The following is a 17,913-nucleotide window of genomic DNA, read 5'->3' as shown; positions in this document are numbered from 1 at the left end:
ACTCAATTACGATCCCGTCTGTACCGATACGACGGTATCACATTGCCCATTCCCACGGACCTTGATCGATTAGCCAACCGACACCCTTCACTCCAGTGCGTACCAGTCGAAGCGCTCGATGGCGTACAGACACGAAACGATCGGTGCGACGAGCCCGGCGGCCAGAACCGTCCAGGCGGCCACCGTGATTCCGCGCGCCGAGGGTGCCACCTCGGGGCCGGGTGTCCACGCCGAGACCGCAACCGCGAGCTCCGCCATCGGCGCTGCGGCGTCGGTGTAGAGGACGACGGCGGCGGCCGCGGGCAGGAGCACCGCCAGCGAGTAGGCGGCGAATGCGGTCTTGCTCGGCATCACTGCCTCCCGGTTGTTGGTCACGTTGACGCTTCCAAAGCGGGGGAACGCCGAGCCGATACCGGTCGCCAGCGCGGGCGTGACGACGGTCCCGGCCGCCGTTCCCGCGATCAGTGCGAGCGTCTGCTCGGCCGAGAGCGGGCTGACAGCGCCGAGGATCGCCGAGGCGACCAGCGCGACCGGTGCCGCGACGAGCGTCCCCGCGAGGACCAGCCCCGTGACGGCTTGTCGGCCCGACAGCGGCGAAGAGACGACGGCGGGCAGCGCCCGCCCGAGATCACCGAGTGGGTTGAGGGTAAACAGCGCGCCGGCGGCCCAGACGAGCCACAGACACAGTAAGACGGCGACGTACGACGGCACCGTTCCGGTCTGGATGATCACCTGGGCGAACCCAATCATGCCGAGCAGGGGATAGCCGATGTAGGCCAGCCGGATGGGGGCTCGCTTCGTCCGCCGGATCGCGGTCGTCGCGATGGTCCGAACGGGGCGTCCGAGCCCCGACGGGAGGAGTGACTCGAGGCGGCCCGAGGTCCCCTCCTCCGAGGCTCTCGATGGCTCGTCGTCGAACCGCGCCGGATCCGCGAACCAGTGGATCCGAGCGGAGGCGACCCCAACTGCCGTAGCCGCGGTCGCGAGGACGGCAGCCCCCGTGGCCGCACCGACGATCGCCAGCTCGGAGGCCGGGACGTTCGGCACGCCGGCCAGCACGACGTGGCCGAACCAGCCCAGCGGGCTGTCCTGGAGCGTCGAGAAGAGCTGTGCCATGAGCTGATCGAAGTGGCCAGTCGCGATCCCGCCAAAGTACGCGAGCCAGAAGCCGACGAACAGCACCCACCGATACCGCGCGATCGGTTCGTAGACCGTCACGAGGTGGCGGATCCAGGTGCCGACGACGAAGCCGACCGGGACGGCGGTGACGATCATGAGGGAGACGGCGACCAGTGCGATGAGTATCGGCAGTATCGTCCCCGCACCGTAGGCAAACGCCCCAGAGAGGAGCAGCGCCGGCGGGACGAGCCACAGCGCGAGCAAAACGGCCTCGGCAGCGATGATTCCGGTGACGACGTTCCGAAGCGACGTCGAAATGAGCAAAAACGCCGGCTTGTCGGGATCCGCGGCTGCGGTGAAGGCTCGTATCGCGATCATAAACACCAGAAAGATCCAGGCGACTGCTGCGCCGCCGGTGGCGATCTCCGTCGCTGCCGACACCTGCTCCCCGGTCACGCCCGCCGCAACCTCCTCACCGAGCGTCGGCAAGAGGTAACCTCCGGCGACGGTCACGGAGCCAAGCAAGAATAGCCCCACCAGTCCCAACACGAGGACCTTCGTCTTCTCGGCCGTTACCGATCGCAGCGTCCGCTTTACTTCTGTCCTGGCGACGGTCGACGCCGTCCGGACGTTCACCGGAGCCCACCCCATCGGCCGATCGCGTCGTTCGGGACCATACGTCGCTGCGGGACCGCGACCCAGTAAACAGTTTGGGTTTTGTCATTCTACGTCTCCGGCAGAGCAACGTGTCGAACGTTTATACATGTCGGGCCGAAACGGGAGCGTATGAGCGACGCAGACGAACCCGCCGTGGAGACCAACGCCCTCACCAAGCGCTACGGCGAGACGACCGCTGTCGACGGCGTGACACTGACCGTCGAGCGAGGGACGATCTTCGGCTTTCTGGGTCCCAACGGCGCCGGAAAGACGACGACCATGCGGATGCTCACGACGCTGACGAGGCCGACCTCGGGATCAGCACGGGTCGCCGGCAACCCGATCTCCGATCGTGAAGCCGTGACCCCACATATCGGCTACCTTCCCGAGGAGCCGCCGATCTACGACGAACTCACCGGTCGCGAACAGCTCGAGTACGCCGCGGGCCTGCGCGACCTACCCGAGGACGAGTCGGCAACGCGGATCGAATCGATGCTCGAGCGCTTCGACCTGCTCGACGACGCCGACCGCCGGATCGAAGGCTACTCGAAGGGGATGCGCCAGAAAGTCGGCGTCATTCAGGCGGTCCTCCACGAGCCGGCGGTCGCCTTCTTAGACGAGCCGACGAGCGGACTCGACCCGCGTGCAGCACGGACGATGCGGGAGACGATCGCCGATCTGGCCGACCGCGAGATGACGATCTTCCTCTCGACGCACATCCTCCCCGTCGTCGACGAACTAGCCGACCAGATCGGCGTCATCCACGACGGGAAGCTGGTCGCCAAAGGCGACCCCGAGGCGCTGAAATCCCGCGCCGAGACTGGCGAAGCGCGCAGTCTCGAAGAGGCGTTCCTCGAGGTGACCCAGGAGTCACCTGGACCCGCAGCCGACGACAATCTCGTCAAACAATAGTCTGACAGCAGCCGCCGGATCTGTGAGTTGCTCTTAGCTGTCGCCAGTCGCGACGTACAGGTACGCCGCAGCGACGACGAGCCCTGCCTCGGCTCCTTTCGTCACGACTCGCATCGGATTCAGTGCCCCATCGACGTAGAACGCCTCGATACCGTATCCCTGGAAGGGAAACAGCGCAAGAATAGTGACCAGCGCGTACACAGCTGCAACCACATAGAACTCCCGCTGCCAGTACCGAGTCAGGTACAGCGCAGTGCCGGCCAGAAAGCCCAGTCCGTTGAGCGCGAACAGCGCCTGGAGCGTCTGGTTCGGTGCTTGACCCACAATAACGAGGTGTAGGACGCCCGTGACAACTGCCAGTATTGCAGCGACGTAACCGACGGGGTGTTTTCGGAGCGCTAGCAGCGATTCGTTCGCTGAGTTGGTTGACGTTGCCATCTCTGTATTGTGAGTAATACACACTATGTACAAAATAGTATCGGTAACTCTGCTTCCTCGAACTCGTCCAACCCCGAGACGCGGCCACCGTCAATGAGGGGGAGCGTCTGAAAACGCTCCTAGTCGGCTGTACTCCTCTCTCACCTCGCGGAACGCCAAGTCCGACACCCTAAAGCGCACGGGCTCTGTGCTTCGAGTATGGAGTATCACGAGGCGGCGGACTTTCTCTTCGGACTCCGCCGATTTCGACCCAAGCCAGGGACGGAGTCGACGGCGTCTCTCCTCGCCCACCTCGGCGATCCCCACGAGGGTGTCGACTTCGTCCAGATCGCGGGGTCGAACGGCAAGGGATCGACGGCACGGATGGTCGAACGGACACTTCGCGAGACGGGGCTCTCGGTCGGACTCTACACCTCGCCACACCTCCAGGAGCTGCGCGAGCGCGTCCGCGTCGACGGCCGGAAGATTCCGAAGGCGGTGGTCTCCGAGTACGTCGACGCCGTTGCTGACTACGTAACCGAGGAGGGTGCATCGGGTACGTCGCCGACCTTCTTCGAAACGATGACCGCCCTGGCGTGCTGGCACTTCGGCCGTGAGGGCGTCGACGTCGCCGTCCTCGAAGTCGGCATCGGCGGCCGGTACGACGCAACCAGCGTCGTCGATCCGGTCGCGAGTGCGGTCACGAGCGTCACCTTAGAGCACACCGGAATTTTGGGTGACACGGAAGCCGAGATCGCCTACGACAAGGCTCACGTCGCCGGTGAGAACCCACTCGTCACCGGTACGACCGGGGATGCCCTCGCGGCCGTCCGCGAGGTGGCCCAGGAGGTGGTGACGGTCGGGACCGACGGCGCTGTGGGGGATGATCGAGAGACTGACCCGGACGTTAGCGTCACCTACGAGGGACGTCCCAACCACGCCGAAGCCGCGGTCTCGATTCGCGGTCTCGACCTCGACCTCGAGACCCGGATCCCGCTGCTGGGAGAGCACCAGGCAGAAAACGCCGGCATCGCAGCCGTTCTCGCTCGACAGGTCGCAGACGTCACCGAGGAGCAACTCTCCCGCGGGCTGCGCAAGGCTCACTGGCCCGGCCGGTTCGAGGTGATCGACACCGATCCTCTCGTCGTACTCGACGGTGCGCACAACCCCGGCGCCTGCGAGCAGCTCGCCAAAACGCTTGCGAGCTACCAGTACGACCAGCTCCACCTCGTTATCGGGGCGATGCACGACAAGGACCACCGCGAGATGGCCGACACCCTCCCGACGCCCGACGCCGTCGTCGCCTGCGAGCCGGATCTCGACCGTGCGGCCGACCGAGACGTCCTCGCGCGAGTATTCTCGCAGGCAGGTGTCACCGACGTACAGACCGAGGCGGCTGTCGCCGACGCGCTCGCGAGTGCGCTCGCCGACGCCGACGAGGAAGACTGCGTGCTCGTCACCGGCTCGCTGTTCGCGGTTGCGGAAGCCCGGCGACGTTGGACCGACGTCGACGTCCCAAAGCGGATTCGAGACCTTGTAGACGCTCGTGAGACGCTCGAGGCCGCCGGCGTCACCGAGAAGGGAGTCTACCGAATGCGCGGGAAGGCCGTCCATCGCGTCGTTACGACCGACCTCCAGTACCGTCAGGCACAGTACCTGAAACAGGAGCTACTGAGCCTCGGTGGTGAGTGTGCCCTCTCGGGGCTGCAACGCGACGAGGAGCGCACCGAGGCCGTTCTGATGGGGACGCTCGCACAGTTCAAGCGCCTCATCGAGAAACTCGCTGCCCAGCCATACGGACTCGCAGAGGTCGCCCGCGAACTCCGCGAGACGCTCGGAATCGGTTCAGGCGACGCTCCCGACTCCGACTCGCCTCACTTCCCCTGGAGCGACGGTCCCGCGGTCATGGGCATCCTGAACGTCACGCCCGACAGCTTCCACGACGGCGGGCAGTACGACTCCCGTTCCGACGCCGTCGCCCGCGCCGAGGCGATGGTCGACGCCGGCGCCGACGTGATCGACGTCGGCGGGGAGTCGACCCGCCCGGGCGCCGACCCGGTCTCTGTCGAGACGGAGATCGACCGCGTCGTCCCCGTCATCGAGGAAATCGCCGAGCTGGACGCGCTCGTCTCGGTCGACACCCGGCGGGCGGCCGTCGCCGACGCCGCGCTCGACGCCGGCGCCGACATCGTCAACGACGTCTCCGGGCTCGACGATCCCGAGATGCGGTTCGTGGTCGCCGAACACGACGCCGCGCTGGTCGTGATGCACAGCATCGACGCTCCCGTCGTCCCCGACCGCGAGATTGCCTACGACGACGTCGTCGCGGACGTAATCGACCAACTCGCAGAGCGCGTCCTGCTCGCCGAAAAGGCCGGCGTCGACCGCGAGAAGATCGTCGTCGACCCCGGAATCGGCTTCGGCAAGCGCGCCGCCGAGAGCTTCGAGCTACTCGATCGCATCGACGAGTTCCACGCACTGGGCTGCCCCGTCCTCGTCGGTCACTCTCACAAGTCCATGTTCGAGCGCGTCGGTTGCGGTCCCGACGAGCGTCTGGCTCCGACGGTCGCAGCGACCGCGCTCGCGGCCGACCGCGGCGCGGATCTGATCCGGGTCCACGACGTCCCCGAGAACGTCGCCGCGGTACGGACGGCGCTGGCCACCGACCGCGGTGCGGACATCGACGCTGAGTAGCCTCTCGACACGGACCTGGTCGCCGAGACCACCCTATTTCGGCACGGATATCCACGCTGCGGTACTCCGGAGTAGTCACCTGCCGGTCCAAGCTTCAACCGTCCCGAGCGCTTACTGACAGATATGGACGAGGATACGATCGCCGAGACTGCAGCGGACCTCCCGATCGAAACCGACGAACCGAACGCAGAGTCAGCGCCGGTCAGATCCATCGTTTCCGGTGGCCTCAGGGACGGCTCGGTCGCGCTGGTCGCGGGCGCGACGGCACTGGTTGCGGCCGCCAGGTCCCTCTTTCGCGGTCGCCTGCGGGCGGTCCCGCAGGCGGCCATCGGCGCGGCGCTCGTGAAGGTCGGTCTCCGACAGCGCGGGTCGGCCGAGGAGACCGTCGACGAGCAGCTGCTGGGCGGCGGTGACGATCGACTGGACGTCGACGCGGACATCCCCGAGGAGACGGCGTCGGCGATCCACGACGCGCCGGAGGGCGGCGCGGAGACCGACGCCGACGCAGAGACAGACGCCGACACAGAAGACGACGATCAGTCCGAAGACGAGCAGTAACCCGACGGTGAGCCGACGCTCGCTCGTTTCGAGAGCGGTTCGATCCGGCCGAGGTAGCTGCTCTCGCCTCTCTCGCACCGAATGACGACCATCCCGGAGCTACGATACTACGCCCGAGAGCTTCGCCGGCGCCTCGAACACTACTACCGAAAGCGTCGGTACGGGTTTCGAGATCGCGGCACGCTCGACCGCGCGGCCGCCGAAATCGTCGCCGAACGCGCCCGCGGCGGCTTCGTCTCCGGCGGGCACTTCCGCGGGACCTGGCCGCGGGACCTCTGTTTTGCAGCCCGGGGCGTCGCAGCTGCTGGCTACGAGTCCGCCCTCCGGAACACCGCAGATCGCCTCGTCTACCGCTTAGAGGACGTCTTCTACACCGACGTTCACCGGAAGTTCGGCGCGGCGATCCCCGAGGAGGGCGTCGACACGTTCCCGGCGCTGGTCGTGCTCCTCTCTGAGTGTGGCGCCCTCTCCACGCACGCGGGCGAAGTCACACGCCTCGCGGCGCTGTTTCGCGAGCGCTTTTTCGACGAGAAGCTGGAAATCGTCACCGGATCGGGGAGTTCGTGGTGGGACTCTGCGGCCGCCCCACGCGAGGCGTACAATACCGCTATGCTGCTCGCCGCGATCGGCCGACTGGAGCGCCACGACGTCGAGACGACGTTCACGGACGAGTTCGAACGGACTCGTGACGCCTGGCTGTCGACGCTGTGGACCGGGAGCCACTTCGCCGAGCGCCGGGGCTCGGCGACGCTCGCCTGCGACGCCAACGTCGTCCCCCTCTACTTCGGCCTGCTCGACGACGACCGTGCGGCACGGGTCGTCGACGCACTTTCGGCGCTCGAAACGCCGGCCGGATTGCGGATGCGAGCGCGCCAGTTCTCCCGCCGCGAGGTCCACCCGTTCTTCGCTCTTCACCCCGACTACCACTACCACGTCTGGCCCTGGAACAGCCTCATGTACGCCAACGGGCTCCGGCGGTACGGGTTCGACGACCGCGCCCGAGCCGAGATCGCCCGGATGGAGCGGCTGTTGGCTCCTTACGGTAACTTCCTCGAGGTGCTGACGACCGCGGGCGAGCCCTACGTCAAACGCGGTTACGCCAGCGCGGAGGACTTCACCGTCGCGGCCGCGCTGTGGCTCGAGTACCAGGCGATTTCGGGTTCGACGGACCGGAACGTCGATATCTGACCGAGGTGTCACGCATTCGACACCCCCTCTGGCTGTCAAACTCTTCCTTTGCTACTCGAACCAATATGGGTTTGCTCGCGACACTGTGCGATTCCGACCGACGCGACCGGCCGTACTCGATAACGGAATTAGTTGAATCAACCGCCGATAGATCCCCATCGATCAACGGGGATGTTCCGTACCTGATAGCTGCAATATGTTCTGGTACCGGCGACACGATCGACAAGCGTTAAGTGCGACGGTCCGGAGGAGTCGAACGAATGTCGTCCGATCGATGGGTGGAAGTCGTGGACGGTGTCCGGTCTCGTTGGTTGGCCCTCGAGTGCGATTGGCAGGCCGTCGCTATTGGCATGGCAATCGTCGGCCTCGTCGGCGCTTTCGAACTGCAGATTCCGGGGTGACGCAATGTCGATCCGCCGGCTCGGTCCCGGACTCGCAGTCCTCTGTCTCGGTGCGCTGCTCGCGCGGTCGGTCGAACTGACCCTCGGAGCTAACCACCTGCTGGTTGCTATCGCTCTCGGATTCGGTCTGGCGAACGTCGTCGGCGTCCCCGAACGTCTTGAACCGGGGATCGCGACTCACACGCTCTGGCTCGGCGCCGGAATCGTCCTTATGGGTGCGTCACTGACGCTTTCGACGGTGCTCGATGTCGGCGTACTCGTCCTCGTGATCGTTCTCCTCGTAACCGGAGTCACGATAGCGGTCGTCGAACTGCTCGCACGGAACGTCTTCGGGCTCGCCGACCGGTTGGGATCGCTGCTAGCGGCCGGGGCCGGGATCTGCGGCGTGTCGGCGGTCGTCGCGGTCGCCGGTGCGGTCCGCGCCCGCGAGGAGCAGGTCGCCTACGCGGCGGCGACCGTTCTGCTCTTCGACGCTGTCACGATCGTCGTGTACCCGATCGTCGGCGATTGGCTCGGGCTTTCGGGGATCGTCTTTGGGATCTGGGCGGGGATCAGCATGTTCTCGACGGGGCCGGTCGTCGCCGTCGGCTTCGCTCACTCGGAGGTCGCAGGCCAGTGGGCGACGATGACAAAACTCGCCAGGAACGCGCTGATCGGTCTGGTCGTACTCGCCTACGCGAGCTACTACGCCGGGTCCGGGGATGGCGGTCGTCCGTCCCTCCGCACGCTCTGGACGGAGTTCCCGAAGTTCGTGCTTGGCTTTCTCGCGCTCGCGGTCGTCGCCAGCGCGGGTGTCCTCTCGCCAGCCCAGCAGGCTTCGCTCGAGAATGCCTACAACTGGCTGTTCCTGCTCGCGTTCGTCGGACTGGGCACCGAGATCCGGCTCGCCGAACTCCGGAACACCGGACTCACTCCCGCACTCGTCGTGTTGCTCGCGTTGCTCGCCAGCAGTCTCCTCTCGCTGACGCTGCTGCTGACGGTGTTCTGATCGTCGAAGAAATAGGCAATTTACTCCGCTACCAGTGTATCGGGGTTGCCAGAGCCTGAATCGGCAGTTCACCAGCCCCAACAGCCGGGTCGCCCGCCGTGATCGTACTGGATCGCTCGTAAACGGGCGATTTGAATCCCGACTCTCCCCCACTTTCGGGCGATGAGACGGCTGGTTTTCGCATTTCCCTCCCATCGGATCGCAGGTGCGTGTGGTTCACACGTACGCTGTCGCGATATTTGCCGGATGCCGATTGAACGCCCAAACATTGCTGGGGTGCGTGAAGATACAACCGTGGGGTGGTTTTGGAGGCACAACGATGGAACAGATTCTTTCGCGCCGATCCGCACTTCGCCTTGCAGGTGTCGGTTCTGTGGTTTCTCTGGCTGGCTGTACGTCGCTGCTGGGTGAAAGCGCCGACGTCCGTATCTCCGGTGGCGTCGGTCCGTTGCCGATGGTCGAGGTGTGGGCGGACATGTACGAGAACGAACACGGTGTCGTCTTCGACATCAGTGGCGGTGGCACCGGCGTCGGCGTCTCGGACCTCTTCAACGGCCAGGTCGATATCGCGATGATGGGTCGGGACCCGGAACCGGAGGAGATCGACGACGGCCTGTTCGCAGTGCCGATGCTTATCGACACCGTCGTCGGGACGGTCCACGAGGACAACCCGATCATCGACGAAATCCAGGAGAACGGCCTCACCCGCGAGCAACTCGAGGACATCTTCACGCGGGAGATCACGAACTGGGGCGAACTCGTCGACGACGACGTCGACGAGGAGATCGTCGTCTACGGCCGCTCCGATACCTCAGCTGCCTACAAGCAGTGGGCCGACTTCCTCGCCGGCGAGGGCGACGCCTACACCGAGAGCGAGATGGAAGACTACGCCGACGAGAACCACAACGGCGACCAGCCGGTCGCCGAGGCGCTCGCCCGCAACGAGAACGCCATCTCGATGAACAACATCAACTACGTCTACGACCTCGAGAGCGGCGAACTCGAAGGCAACATCCGGCCAGTGCCGCTCGACCAGGACGGCGAGGGGCTCTCGGACGAGGAGGACTTCTACGAGACCCGCGACGAACTCCTCGAGGCCGTCGAGGTGGGCGACTACCCCCGGCCGCCCGCTCGACACATGTATCTCGCGTCGATGGAAGAGTTCGAGGACGAGGCCCAGGATTTCGTCGAGTTCGTTCTCGGTGAGGGACAGGAGTCCGTCCGGGAGAACGGCTACGTGCCCCTCGAGGACGACCGCCGCGAGGAGGCACAGGAGACTCTCCAAGAGGGGGCCTGAGCTGACCGATGGTAGAACGGACGGAATCGAGACGTGACAGCCGCCTCGGTCGACGGCTGCTCGCCGAACGGCTGAGTAGCTACTGGCTGACCGGCGCTGGCTACTTTGCGATCGCGATCTTCGCCTTCATCGTGCTGGCGCTGCTCTACCAGTCGCTCCCGCTGCTATCGGAGTACTCGCTGGTACAGGCGCTGACCTCGTCGAACTGGGATCCCGCTCAGAACGAGTTCGGGTTCCTGCCGGCCATCGTCGGGACGATCTACGTGACGGCGCTGACGATGGTGATGGGAACGCCGATCGCGATCCTTGCGGCGATCTACATCGCCGAGTACGCCGAGGGTCGGATGAAGGTGCTCGTCTCCTCATTTATCGACGTGCTCGCGGCGGTCCCGAGCGTCATCTTCGGGCTCGTCGCGCTGATCGTCGTCGTTCCGTTCGTCGGCGATTACCTCGCACCGGCGGTCGGCTCCGGCTCGACCGGGCTCGGGATCTTCACCGTCAGCGTCGTGATGGCGATCGTCGTCACGCCGTTTATGATCTCGCTGACCGTCGAGTCGCTCGAGGCTCTTCCCGACGAACTCCGGGAGTCCTCGCTGGGCGTCGGCGCAACCAAGTGGGAGACGATCCGGTCCGTACTGTTGCGGGCCGCGGGGCCGGGTATCTTCTCGGCGATCCTGCTCGGCTTCGGTCGCGTCTTCGGGGCGACGATCGTTCCCGCAATGCTCATCGGTGGGCAGACCCACATTCCGGACTCGCTGTTCGCGACGGGGCAGACCCTGCCGACGCTGGTCGTCAACGACTACGGTGAACTGATGAGCCTGCCGCTGACCCAATCGGCGCTGATCTTCGTCGGCCTGATGCTCGTCGTCGTTGTCTGGCTGTTCAACTTCGGCGCCATGCTCGTCCGCCGCCGGCTCAAACGGAGGTGGCAGTACTGATGGACCGATACGCCAAACAGCGCCTCTTCGGCGCTTTCGCCCGCGGCGCGGCCGGCCTGGTCGTCTCCGTGATGATCTTGGTCGTCGGCGTGACGATCTACCGGGGCGGTCGCGTCTTCCTGACCGATCCGGCGATCGCCGTCACCCCGCCGGGCTCCCGGTACATGCTCGAGGGGACCGGCGGCTTCCTCCACGCGGTGCTGGGAAGCCTCTTCATCGTCGTCCCGGCGACGGTCGCCTCGGCGACGCTGGCGATCTCGACGGCGATCTACCTCCAGAGCGACTACTCGAGCGAACGGTTCTCGGACGTCGTGAACATGTTCCTCAACGTCCTCTGGGGGACGCCGCCGATCGTCTATGGGGTGTTCGTCCTGACGGTCATCATCGCCGTCGGGGCTCAGACGAGCCTGTTCTTCGGGATCATCGCTATCGCGATCTTCCAGTACCCAATCATGACCCGGTACACCGACGAGGCGCTGCGGTCGGCGCCCGATGCAGTCAAGGAGGCGTCGTACGGACTCGGCAGCACGCGGTTCGAGACGGCGATCGTTACCGTCCGCGCTGCACTGCCGGGAATCATCGCCGGGATCATCATGGGCTTTGCCCGTGGTATCGGCGACGCCGCGACGGTACTGTTCACCGCCGGCCGGAGCACGCGGATGCCCGCCGGCCTCTTCGAGCCCTCGACGACGCTGCCGGTGCTCATCTTCGACCAGGCGATGTCGTTCAATGCCGAGGTCCGTTCACACGCCTACGCGGCGTCGTTCGTCCTCATCGTCGCCGTCCTCGGCCTGATCTTCGTCTCGAAGCTACTGGCCGGACGCTACGCTCGCTACGCACCAGGAGGGAGCCGCTCATGACAAACGCTGCACTCACCACGGAAAACCTCGCCGTAACGTACACCGGGAATCGCGAAGTCGAGGCGCTGAAGGGCGTCTCAGCCGAGTTTCCGGCGAACCAGCTGACCGCCATCATCGGTCCATCGGGCTGTGGCAAGTCAACGCTGCTGAAATCGCTCAACCGACTCCACGAGATCCAACCTACCGTCGAGATCGACGGCGACGTCACACTGAACGGCGAGTCGATCTACGACACCGACGAACCGGCTCCTGAAATCCGCCGACGGATCGGCTACGTCCCGCAGACGCCGACCCCGCTGCCGCTGTCGATCTACGAAAACGTCGCCTACGGCGTGAAGATCCACGGCGACTACGACTCGAAAGCGGAGCTCGACGAACTCGTCGAGGCCTACCTGCGGAAGGTGAACCTCTGGGACGAGGTAAAAGATCGACTAGATACGCCTGGCGCGGAGCTCTCGACGGGCCAGATCCAGCGGCTCTGTCTGGCCCGCTCGCTGGCCGTCGAGCCCGAGGTACTGCTCTGTGACGAGGTCACCTCGGCGCTGGACCCCGTTTCGGCCGAGGAGGTCGAGAAGACCCTCGCCGGGCTCAAAGAGGAGTACACGATCGTCATGGTCACCCATAGCATGGACCAGGCCAAGCGCCTCGCCGACGAGGTCGTCTTCCTCTACCTCGGAAAACTCATTGAGGCCAATGACACGCGTTCGTTCTTCGAGAATCCGCGCCACGAACGCACACAGCAGTTCGTCAAGGGACACACCATCGTCGAGTACAGCGACGAGGGTGGGGAGGCGGTCGACGATACCGAAACGGGGTCGACGAACGGGACGCTCGCGGCCGAACGGTAACCCGTCCGAGCACGCCTCCCACCCGGGCTCAAATCACTCGAGATACGCGAAATGGCGCTCGTGCGCACGATATAGCCGTGGCCGTGCTCGTCGCCGGCCCTGTCACCGGAGCACTGATGTCGGTCACGACTCGGGCGAACGGGCTCGAACCGAATAGTGACTCACCCCATGGATGACGGCTCGATCCGGAGGAATCGAACCGGGCTCACTCCCACTCGATATCGTACTCCGCTGTGACCTCCTCTGCGACCGCCTCGAACTCCTCAAACGGCATCGGCGGCGGGTGGGCGTGTCGCGCGCCGATCGTCTCGGGGAGGTCAGCGTGATACCGAACCTGCGTTTCGACGTCGTAGGGGTACTCAGTCGGGTCGACGCCGACGAAGCCGTACTCGTCGCGGGCGTTCGAGAGTGCCTTGCGCCACTCGTCGACCGACGCCAGTCCCGCCGACTCCATTCCATGAGAGAACAGCGTCGTCCGGATCTCGTCGTACGGCTCCGTCCCCTCGAGGTACGACTCCAAGTGCGCGACGTCGGGGCGGGTGTTGAACGCCGTCCAGTAGGGCACGGAGCCGGTGCGCATCGTCCACCAGGGCTCGACGAGCGCGAACGACTGGACCAGCAGCCGATCAGTCGGCCGATTTAAGTCGGCGTAGCGCTCGCGGTACCGGTCGGCGACGAACGGGCTCAGATCCCGTGGATCGTCGAACCGGAGCCGCCGGATCTCATAGTCTCGCTCCGCCGCGAGGCGCTCGATGTCCTCGCGAAGTGCTGGCTCGAACCCCCACTCCGCCTCGGGGAGTCGCCCGTCTGGATCCGGAACGTCCCACTGCCGAATGCCGGCGTCTTGGCGGTCGAGGAAGTCTGCGACCGCCTCGCTGCCCTCGTAGTACTCCTCTGGCGAGAGCCCGCCACAGCCGCCGAGCTGGAAGCTGTGGCGCTCGCCGACGTCGATGGCGGGCCAGTCGTACTCACACTCGAGCGAGATGATCGTCCCGCCGGGCGCTAGCACTGTCTTCAGAAACTCCTCGTAGGCCTCGCCGAGCGTCTGGGACTTGACGCGGAAGTACCCAAGCTCTCTGACCATCAGCCGGTCCTGGTTAGGGTCGTGCATCTGGTGGAGTGAGACGTCCGGATTGGCTGCGAGGAAGGGGGGCGCGTGCTCGGCGCCCCACTGGATATCCTCCCGGATCGCGTCCGCGTCCATCGAGCGCTGGATCGGTAGGAGAAACGTCTGGGGGAGAAACGGCACCCCGAGCAGCGCCGCGAGATGTACCGCGGCGCCGTTGCTCGATCCCACGACGACGGCGGGGTAGCCTCGCTCTGGGTACTGTTCGACGACCCACTGGCGGAACTCTTCGATGTCGATCTCTCCCAGGTCGTCCGGATCGATCCCCTCGTTTGCGCCGCCTCTGGTGTAGATCCCGGTTCTGGCGCGCCGTGGCAGGTAGTTGACCTGCTTTGCCAGCGGGACCAGCGCCGGGTGAATCATCCCCAGGGCGGGAAACGACTCGCCGTGTAGGTACCGCGCGGTCGCCCGGACGAACGCCGTCGTCGAGTCGAAGTTCGGGAGTCCGTACGGCGTGGATCGGTCGCCCGAGACCAGCTGCGACAGTCTCATCGGTCAGCGCGGTCGTACCACGCACGGGTGGATAATACCGCGGGCTGTTAGGGCATACCAACAGCCATTATTACCCTGTCCCCACAACTGGGTGTCAGCCATGTCCAAGGGAGATTTCGACGGGTACGGCGGCCGGTACGTCCCCGAGCCGCTTCAGGAACCGCTCGACCAGCTCGCGACCGCCTACGACGAGGTCGGAACGACCGAGGAGTTTCAGGCCGACCTGCGGGAGCTTTCAGCTGACTTCGCCGGCCGACCGTCGCCGCTGTACCACGCCCGCAACCTGAGCGAGCGCTACGGCGCGGAGATCTACCTCAAGCGTGAGGACCTGCTCCACGGTGGGGCCCACAAGATCAACAACTGTCTCGGGCAGGCCCTGCTCGCCAAACGCGCCGGTCGACCTCGGCTTATCGCCGAGACCGGCGCCGGCCAACACGGCGTTGCGACCGCGATGGTCGGCGCCGTACTCGGCCTCGATACGGAGATCTACATGGGCAAAAAGGACGCCCAGAGACAAGCGATGAATGTCTTCCGTATGCGCCTGATGGGCGCCGAAGTAAACGAGGTGACTCGCGGCGGCGAAGGGCTCGCTGACGCCGTCGACGCCGCCTTAGAGGACTTCGCGGAGAACGTCGACGACACACACTATCTCGTGGGCAGCGTCGTCGGCCCCGACCCCTTCCCGCGGATGGTCCGGGACTTCCAGAGCGTGATCGGCAAAGAGGCCCGCGAGCAGTTCCTGGAGCGAACGGGTGACCTCCCCGACGCCGCGGTCGCCTGCGTCGGCGGTGGCTCGAATGCGATCGGGCTCTTTCACGCCTTCCGGGACGACGACGTCGACTTCTACGGTGCCGAAGGTGGCGGTAAAGGGAGTGACTCGAGCAAACACGCCGCACCGCTCGCGAAGGGCACAGACGACGTCATCCACGGGATGAAGACCCGCGTCATCGACGAGGACGTCTCTGTCCACTCGGTTTCCGCCGGCCTCGACTACCCCGGTGTCGGCCCCGAGCACGCCATGTTCCGGGCGATCGGACGCTGTGAGTACACCGGCGTCACCGACGACGCGGCGCTGGCTGCCTTCCGCGAACTCGCAGAGACCGAGGGGATCATCCCGGCACTCGAGTCGAGTCACGCCATCGCCCGGGCGATCGACCTCGCCGAGGCTGGCGACCACGAGACGATCCTGGTCAACCTCTCCGGTCGCGGGGACAAGGATATGGAAACCGCAGCCGACCGATTCTCGCTCTCCTGAGTGGGGCAACTGTTTCGTAACGTCAGCCGTTTGTACACGTCCTGTCGATCACTGCCATTTCTAGCTGTCACTGACCGCCTGATACACTCGCAGATACCGCTCCCGGACCGCGTCCTCGTCGTACGCGTCGAACCGGTCGTCTGACTCGCGGTGTTCTAACTCACCTGCAGCCAGGATCGCGTTTGCAAGCTCCTGTTCGCTGGTTGTCCGGAATCCCCGACCCCATCCTTCGACGAGTTCGTGGGCACTCGAATCGACGTGGTACTCGACGATGCCGACGCAGCCGGCGGCGAGCGCCCACAGCATCTCCGTCGGGAAGGCACAGTCCGCTGCGGTCTGGGCGAAGACGTGGGCGCCCCGATACAGCGACAGCCGCTCCTCTCGGGAACACTCGCCGACGAACTCGACCCGGTCGTCGATCCGCAGGTCACTCGCCAGCCGCTCGTAGGTCGCTCGCTCGGGGCCGTCGCCGATGATGACCGTCCGCCACTGGCGTCCACGGAGTTCCGCCAGCCCGAGCAGGAGGCTCTCTAAGTTCGCACCCTCGTCGAGTCGGCGCGCGTAGACGACGTCGATTCGATCGTCGGGCTCGACGTCCTGGATCCGGTCGACCTCGATCGGATTCGGGACGATCTCGACATGGCTGCCGTCCGCGCCGAGTTCGCGGGTCCGAGTGCCGACCAGCTCCGAGGGAACGACGATCCGATCTGCACACGTCGCGACTTTCTGCCGGCGCCGCTCGTCTCGGCGCCCCGTCGCGTCGTACCACTCCACGACCAGCGGTGCCCGGCTCAGTCGGGAGCCCCACTTGGCCGCCAGCACGTCCCTCGCCCGGTCGGCGTTTGCGTGGATCACGTCCGGTTTCGCCTTCGCGAGCGCGAACGGTAGCCGGAGCAGAAACCTCGTTCTGGCCTCGAGTCCAGACGATATCGCGTGATACGTGATCCCGTCGCGTTCGACTTTTTCGGGCTCCTCTGACCAGAATCGCGCACAGAAGACGTGGACGTCGTGCCCACCGTCTCGAAGGAGTTCGAGGACGGTCTGGAACCGTTGGTTCGCCTCCCGACCGCGGTGAAAGACGGTTTCGAAAGAGACGAACGCGAGACGCATACGCCGCGGGACGCAGCCCCGAAATAAAAAATCACCTACATCGGCATCGCGTCACGAGGTGTTTCGGGCCGAACTGCTCTGTCAGCCGAACAACTCATCGAGGACGTCTCCGGGTGCCCCTCCGTCGTCTTCATCGTCATCCTCGCCCTCGTCTTCATCTTCTTCGTCATCGCCGTCTTCGTCGCCCTCACCCTCGTCTTCGTCGCCATCTTCGTCATCGTCTTCTTCGTCTTCCTCATCATCTCCGTCATCTTCGTCATCGCCGTCTTCGTCTTCCTCATCATCTCCGTCATCTTCGTCCTCGTCTTCTTCGTCGTCTTCTTCATCCTCGCCATCATCGTCTTCGTCTTCCTCATCATCTCCGTCATCTTCGTCCTCGTCCTCATCTTCATCCTCTTCGTCTTCCTCACCGTCTCCGTCATCTTCGTCCTCGTCCTCTTCGTCCTCATCTTCATCGTCTCCGTCTTCTTCATCCTCGCCATCATCCTCTTCGTCTTCCTCGCTCTCGTCTTCGCCATCGCCTTCATCGCCCTCATCCTCTTCGTCCTCGTTATCTTCCTCCTCCTGATCCTCGCCTTCGTCATCTCCATCTTCGTCTTCATCCTCTTCGTCGTCCCCCTCTGGTGACTCCAGATCCTGTGAGTCGATATCCGACGTTCCATCCGAAAGCCGGTCTAAAGCCCCGATCGACTCCGGAGCGTCGTCCTCATCGTCAAACTCGTCGTTTAGCAGCTCGGGCCCGGCTACGGCCACCGTCATTCCGAACGCGATACATACGACGACGGTGGCGATCACGACGGCGGCGACCGAGAGATCGGCCTGCTCGCCACTGCCGCCCGAACCCTTCGCTGACATCGTCTGCGGGAGTCGGTCCGGAACTCGTTTTGTTAACCACTCCAATCTCTGTCCGTTTGTCCGTCGATCTCCCCTCTCACAGCTGCCACGACCCTTCTAGGGTGTGCCTACTCGCAGTCTCCGCCCCCGTTTCTGCTCGTCTCTCTCTGGACCATCTTTCCTCTATGTGGCGTGTCACCGTCTCTATTGGGTGGTCCC

15 protein-coding genes are annotated in these 17,913 nt (G+C 65.0%); 10 read left to right on the top strand and 5 right to left on the bottom strand.

Annotation, left to right across the window (positions count from 1 at the left end; all coding sequences use genetic code 11):
• Positions 1-87 precede the first annotated feature (87 nt).
• Positions 88-1,755 carry a hypothetical protein gene (locus tag OB905_10130; protein MCU4926338.1) on the bottom strand — a complete coding sequence of 556 codons (1,668 nt, stop codon included), beginning with the start codon at positions 1,753-1,755 and terminating at the stop codon, positions 88-90.
• Positions 1,756-1,905: 150 nt separating this feature from the next.
• On the opposite strand from OB905_10130, the gene OB905_10125 reads away from it, so the two are divergent.
• The gene (locus tag OB905_10125; GenBank protein ID MCU4926337.1) at positions 1,906-2,688 is read left to right on the top strand and encodes an ABC transporter ATP-binding protein; all 783 of its coding nucleotides are present in this window, start codon (positions 1,906-1,908) and stop codon (positions 2,686-2,688) included.
• 33 nt (positions 2,689-2,721) lie between these two features.
• Here OB905_10125 and OB905_10120 read toward each other — a convergent pair whose 3' ends face one another.
• Positions 2,722-3,126 carry a hypothetical protein gene (locus tag OB905_10120; GenBank protein ID MCU4926336.1) on the bottom strand — a complete coding sequence of 135 codons (405 nt, stop codon included), beginning with the start codon at positions 3,124-3,126 and terminating at the stop codon, positions 2,722-2,724.
• Positions 3,127-3,324: 198 nt separating this feature from the next.
• Here OB905_10120 and folP point away from each other — a divergent pair, with 198 nt between their 5' ends.
• The 8 genes from folP (at position 3,325) to OB905_10080 (ending at position 12,877) form a co-directional block, all read left to right on the top strand.
• Entirely contained in the window at positions 3,325-5,799 is a 2,475-nt protein-coding gene (gene folP / locus OB905_10115) for a dihydropteroate synthase (GenBank protein ID MCU4926335.1), read from the top strand.
• Positions 5,800-5,922: 123 nt separating this feature from the next.
• Positions 5,923-6,357, top strand: a complete 435-nt coding sequence (locus OB905_10110) for a hypothetical protein (protein MCU4926334.1) — start codon at positions 5,923-5,925, stop codon at positions 6,355-6,357.
• Positions 6,358-6,438: 81 nt separating this feature from the next.
• Positions 6,439-7,545, top strand: a complete 1,107-nt coding sequence (locus OB905_10105; protein MCU4926333.1) for a hypothetical protein — start codon at positions 6,439-6,441, stop codon at positions 7,543-7,545.
• Between the two features lie 405 nt (positions 7,546-7,950).
• The gene (locus OB905_10100) at positions 7,951-8,934 is read left to right on the top strand and encodes a YeiH family protein (GenBank protein MCU4926332.1); all 984 of its coding nucleotides are present in this window, start codon (positions 7,951-7,953) and stop codon (positions 8,932-8,934) included.
• A gap of 319 nt (positions 8,935-9,253) precedes the next feature.
• Positions 9,254-10,231 (top strand): substrate-binding domain-containing protein, encoded by a 978-nt coding sequence (locus tag OB905_10095; GenBank protein MCU4926331.1) that lies wholly within the window; start codon positions 9,254-9,256, stop codon positions 10,229-10,231.
• 8 nt (positions 10,232-10,239) lie between these two features.
• Complete coding sequence (gene pstC / locus OB905_10090; GenBank protein MCU4926330.1) at positions 10,240-11,169, top strand: phosphate ABC transporter permease subunit PstC; 930 nt, start codon at positions 10,240-10,242, stop codon at positions 11,167-11,169.
• Positions 11,169-12,029, top strand: a complete 861-nt coding sequence (locus OB905_10085) for an ABC transporter permease subunit (GenBank protein ID MCU4926329.1) — start codon at positions 11,169-11,171, stop codon at positions 12,027-12,029. Before pstC ends, OB905_10085 begins: the two co-directional genes overlap by 1 nt.
• Positions 12,026-12,877 (top strand): phosphate ABC transporter ATP-binding protein, encoded by an 852-nt coding sequence (locus tag OB905_10080; protein MCU4926328.1) that lies wholly within the window; start codon positions 12,026-12,028, stop codon positions 12,875-12,877. The genes OB905_10085 and OB905_10080 overlap by 4 nt, the downstream gene beginning before the upstream one ends.
• 205 nt (positions 12,878-13,082) lie before the next feature.
• Here OB905_10080 and OB905_10075 read toward each other — a convergent pair whose 3' ends face one another.
• Entirely contained in the window at positions 13,083-14,495 is a 1,413-nt protein-coding gene (locus tag OB905_10075) for a hypothetical protein (protein ID MCU4926327.1), read from the bottom strand.
• Between the two features lie 100 nt (positions 14,496-14,595).
• Between OB905_10075 and trpB the strand changes: the two genes are divergently transcribed.
• Positions 14,596-15,750 carry a tryptophan synthase subunit beta gene (gene trpB, locus OB905_10070; GenBank protein ID MCU4926326.1) on the top strand — a complete coding sequence of 385 codons (1,155 nt, stop codon included), beginning with the start codon at positions 14,596-14,598 and terminating at the stop codon, positions 15,748-15,750.
• 60 nt (positions 15,751-15,810) lie between these two features.
• Here trpB and OB905_10065 read toward each other — a convergent pair whose 3' ends face one another.
• Positions 15,811-16,860, bottom strand: coding sequence for a glycosyltransferase family 4 protein (locus OB905_10065; protein ID MCU4926325.1), 1,050 nt, complete (start codon positions 16,858-16,860; stop codon positions 15,811-15,813).
• Between the two features lie 81 nt (positions 16,861-16,941).
• Positions 16,942-17,715 (bottom strand): hypothetical protein, encoded by a 774-nt coding sequence (locus OB905_10060; GenBank protein ID MCU4926324.1) that lies wholly within the window; start codon positions 17,713-17,715, stop codon positions 16,942-16,944.
• Positions 17,716-17,913 lie beyond the last annotated feature (198 nt).

The sequence above is a fragment of the Halobacteria archaeon AArc-dxtr1 genome (assembly GCA_025517425.1).
Lineage (GTDB): Archaea > Halobacteriota > Halobacteria > Halobacteriales > Natrialbaceae > Halostagnicola.
Note: the sequence above shows the minus strand (reverse complement) of the source record. Positions and strands in the feature narration are given on the sequence as shown.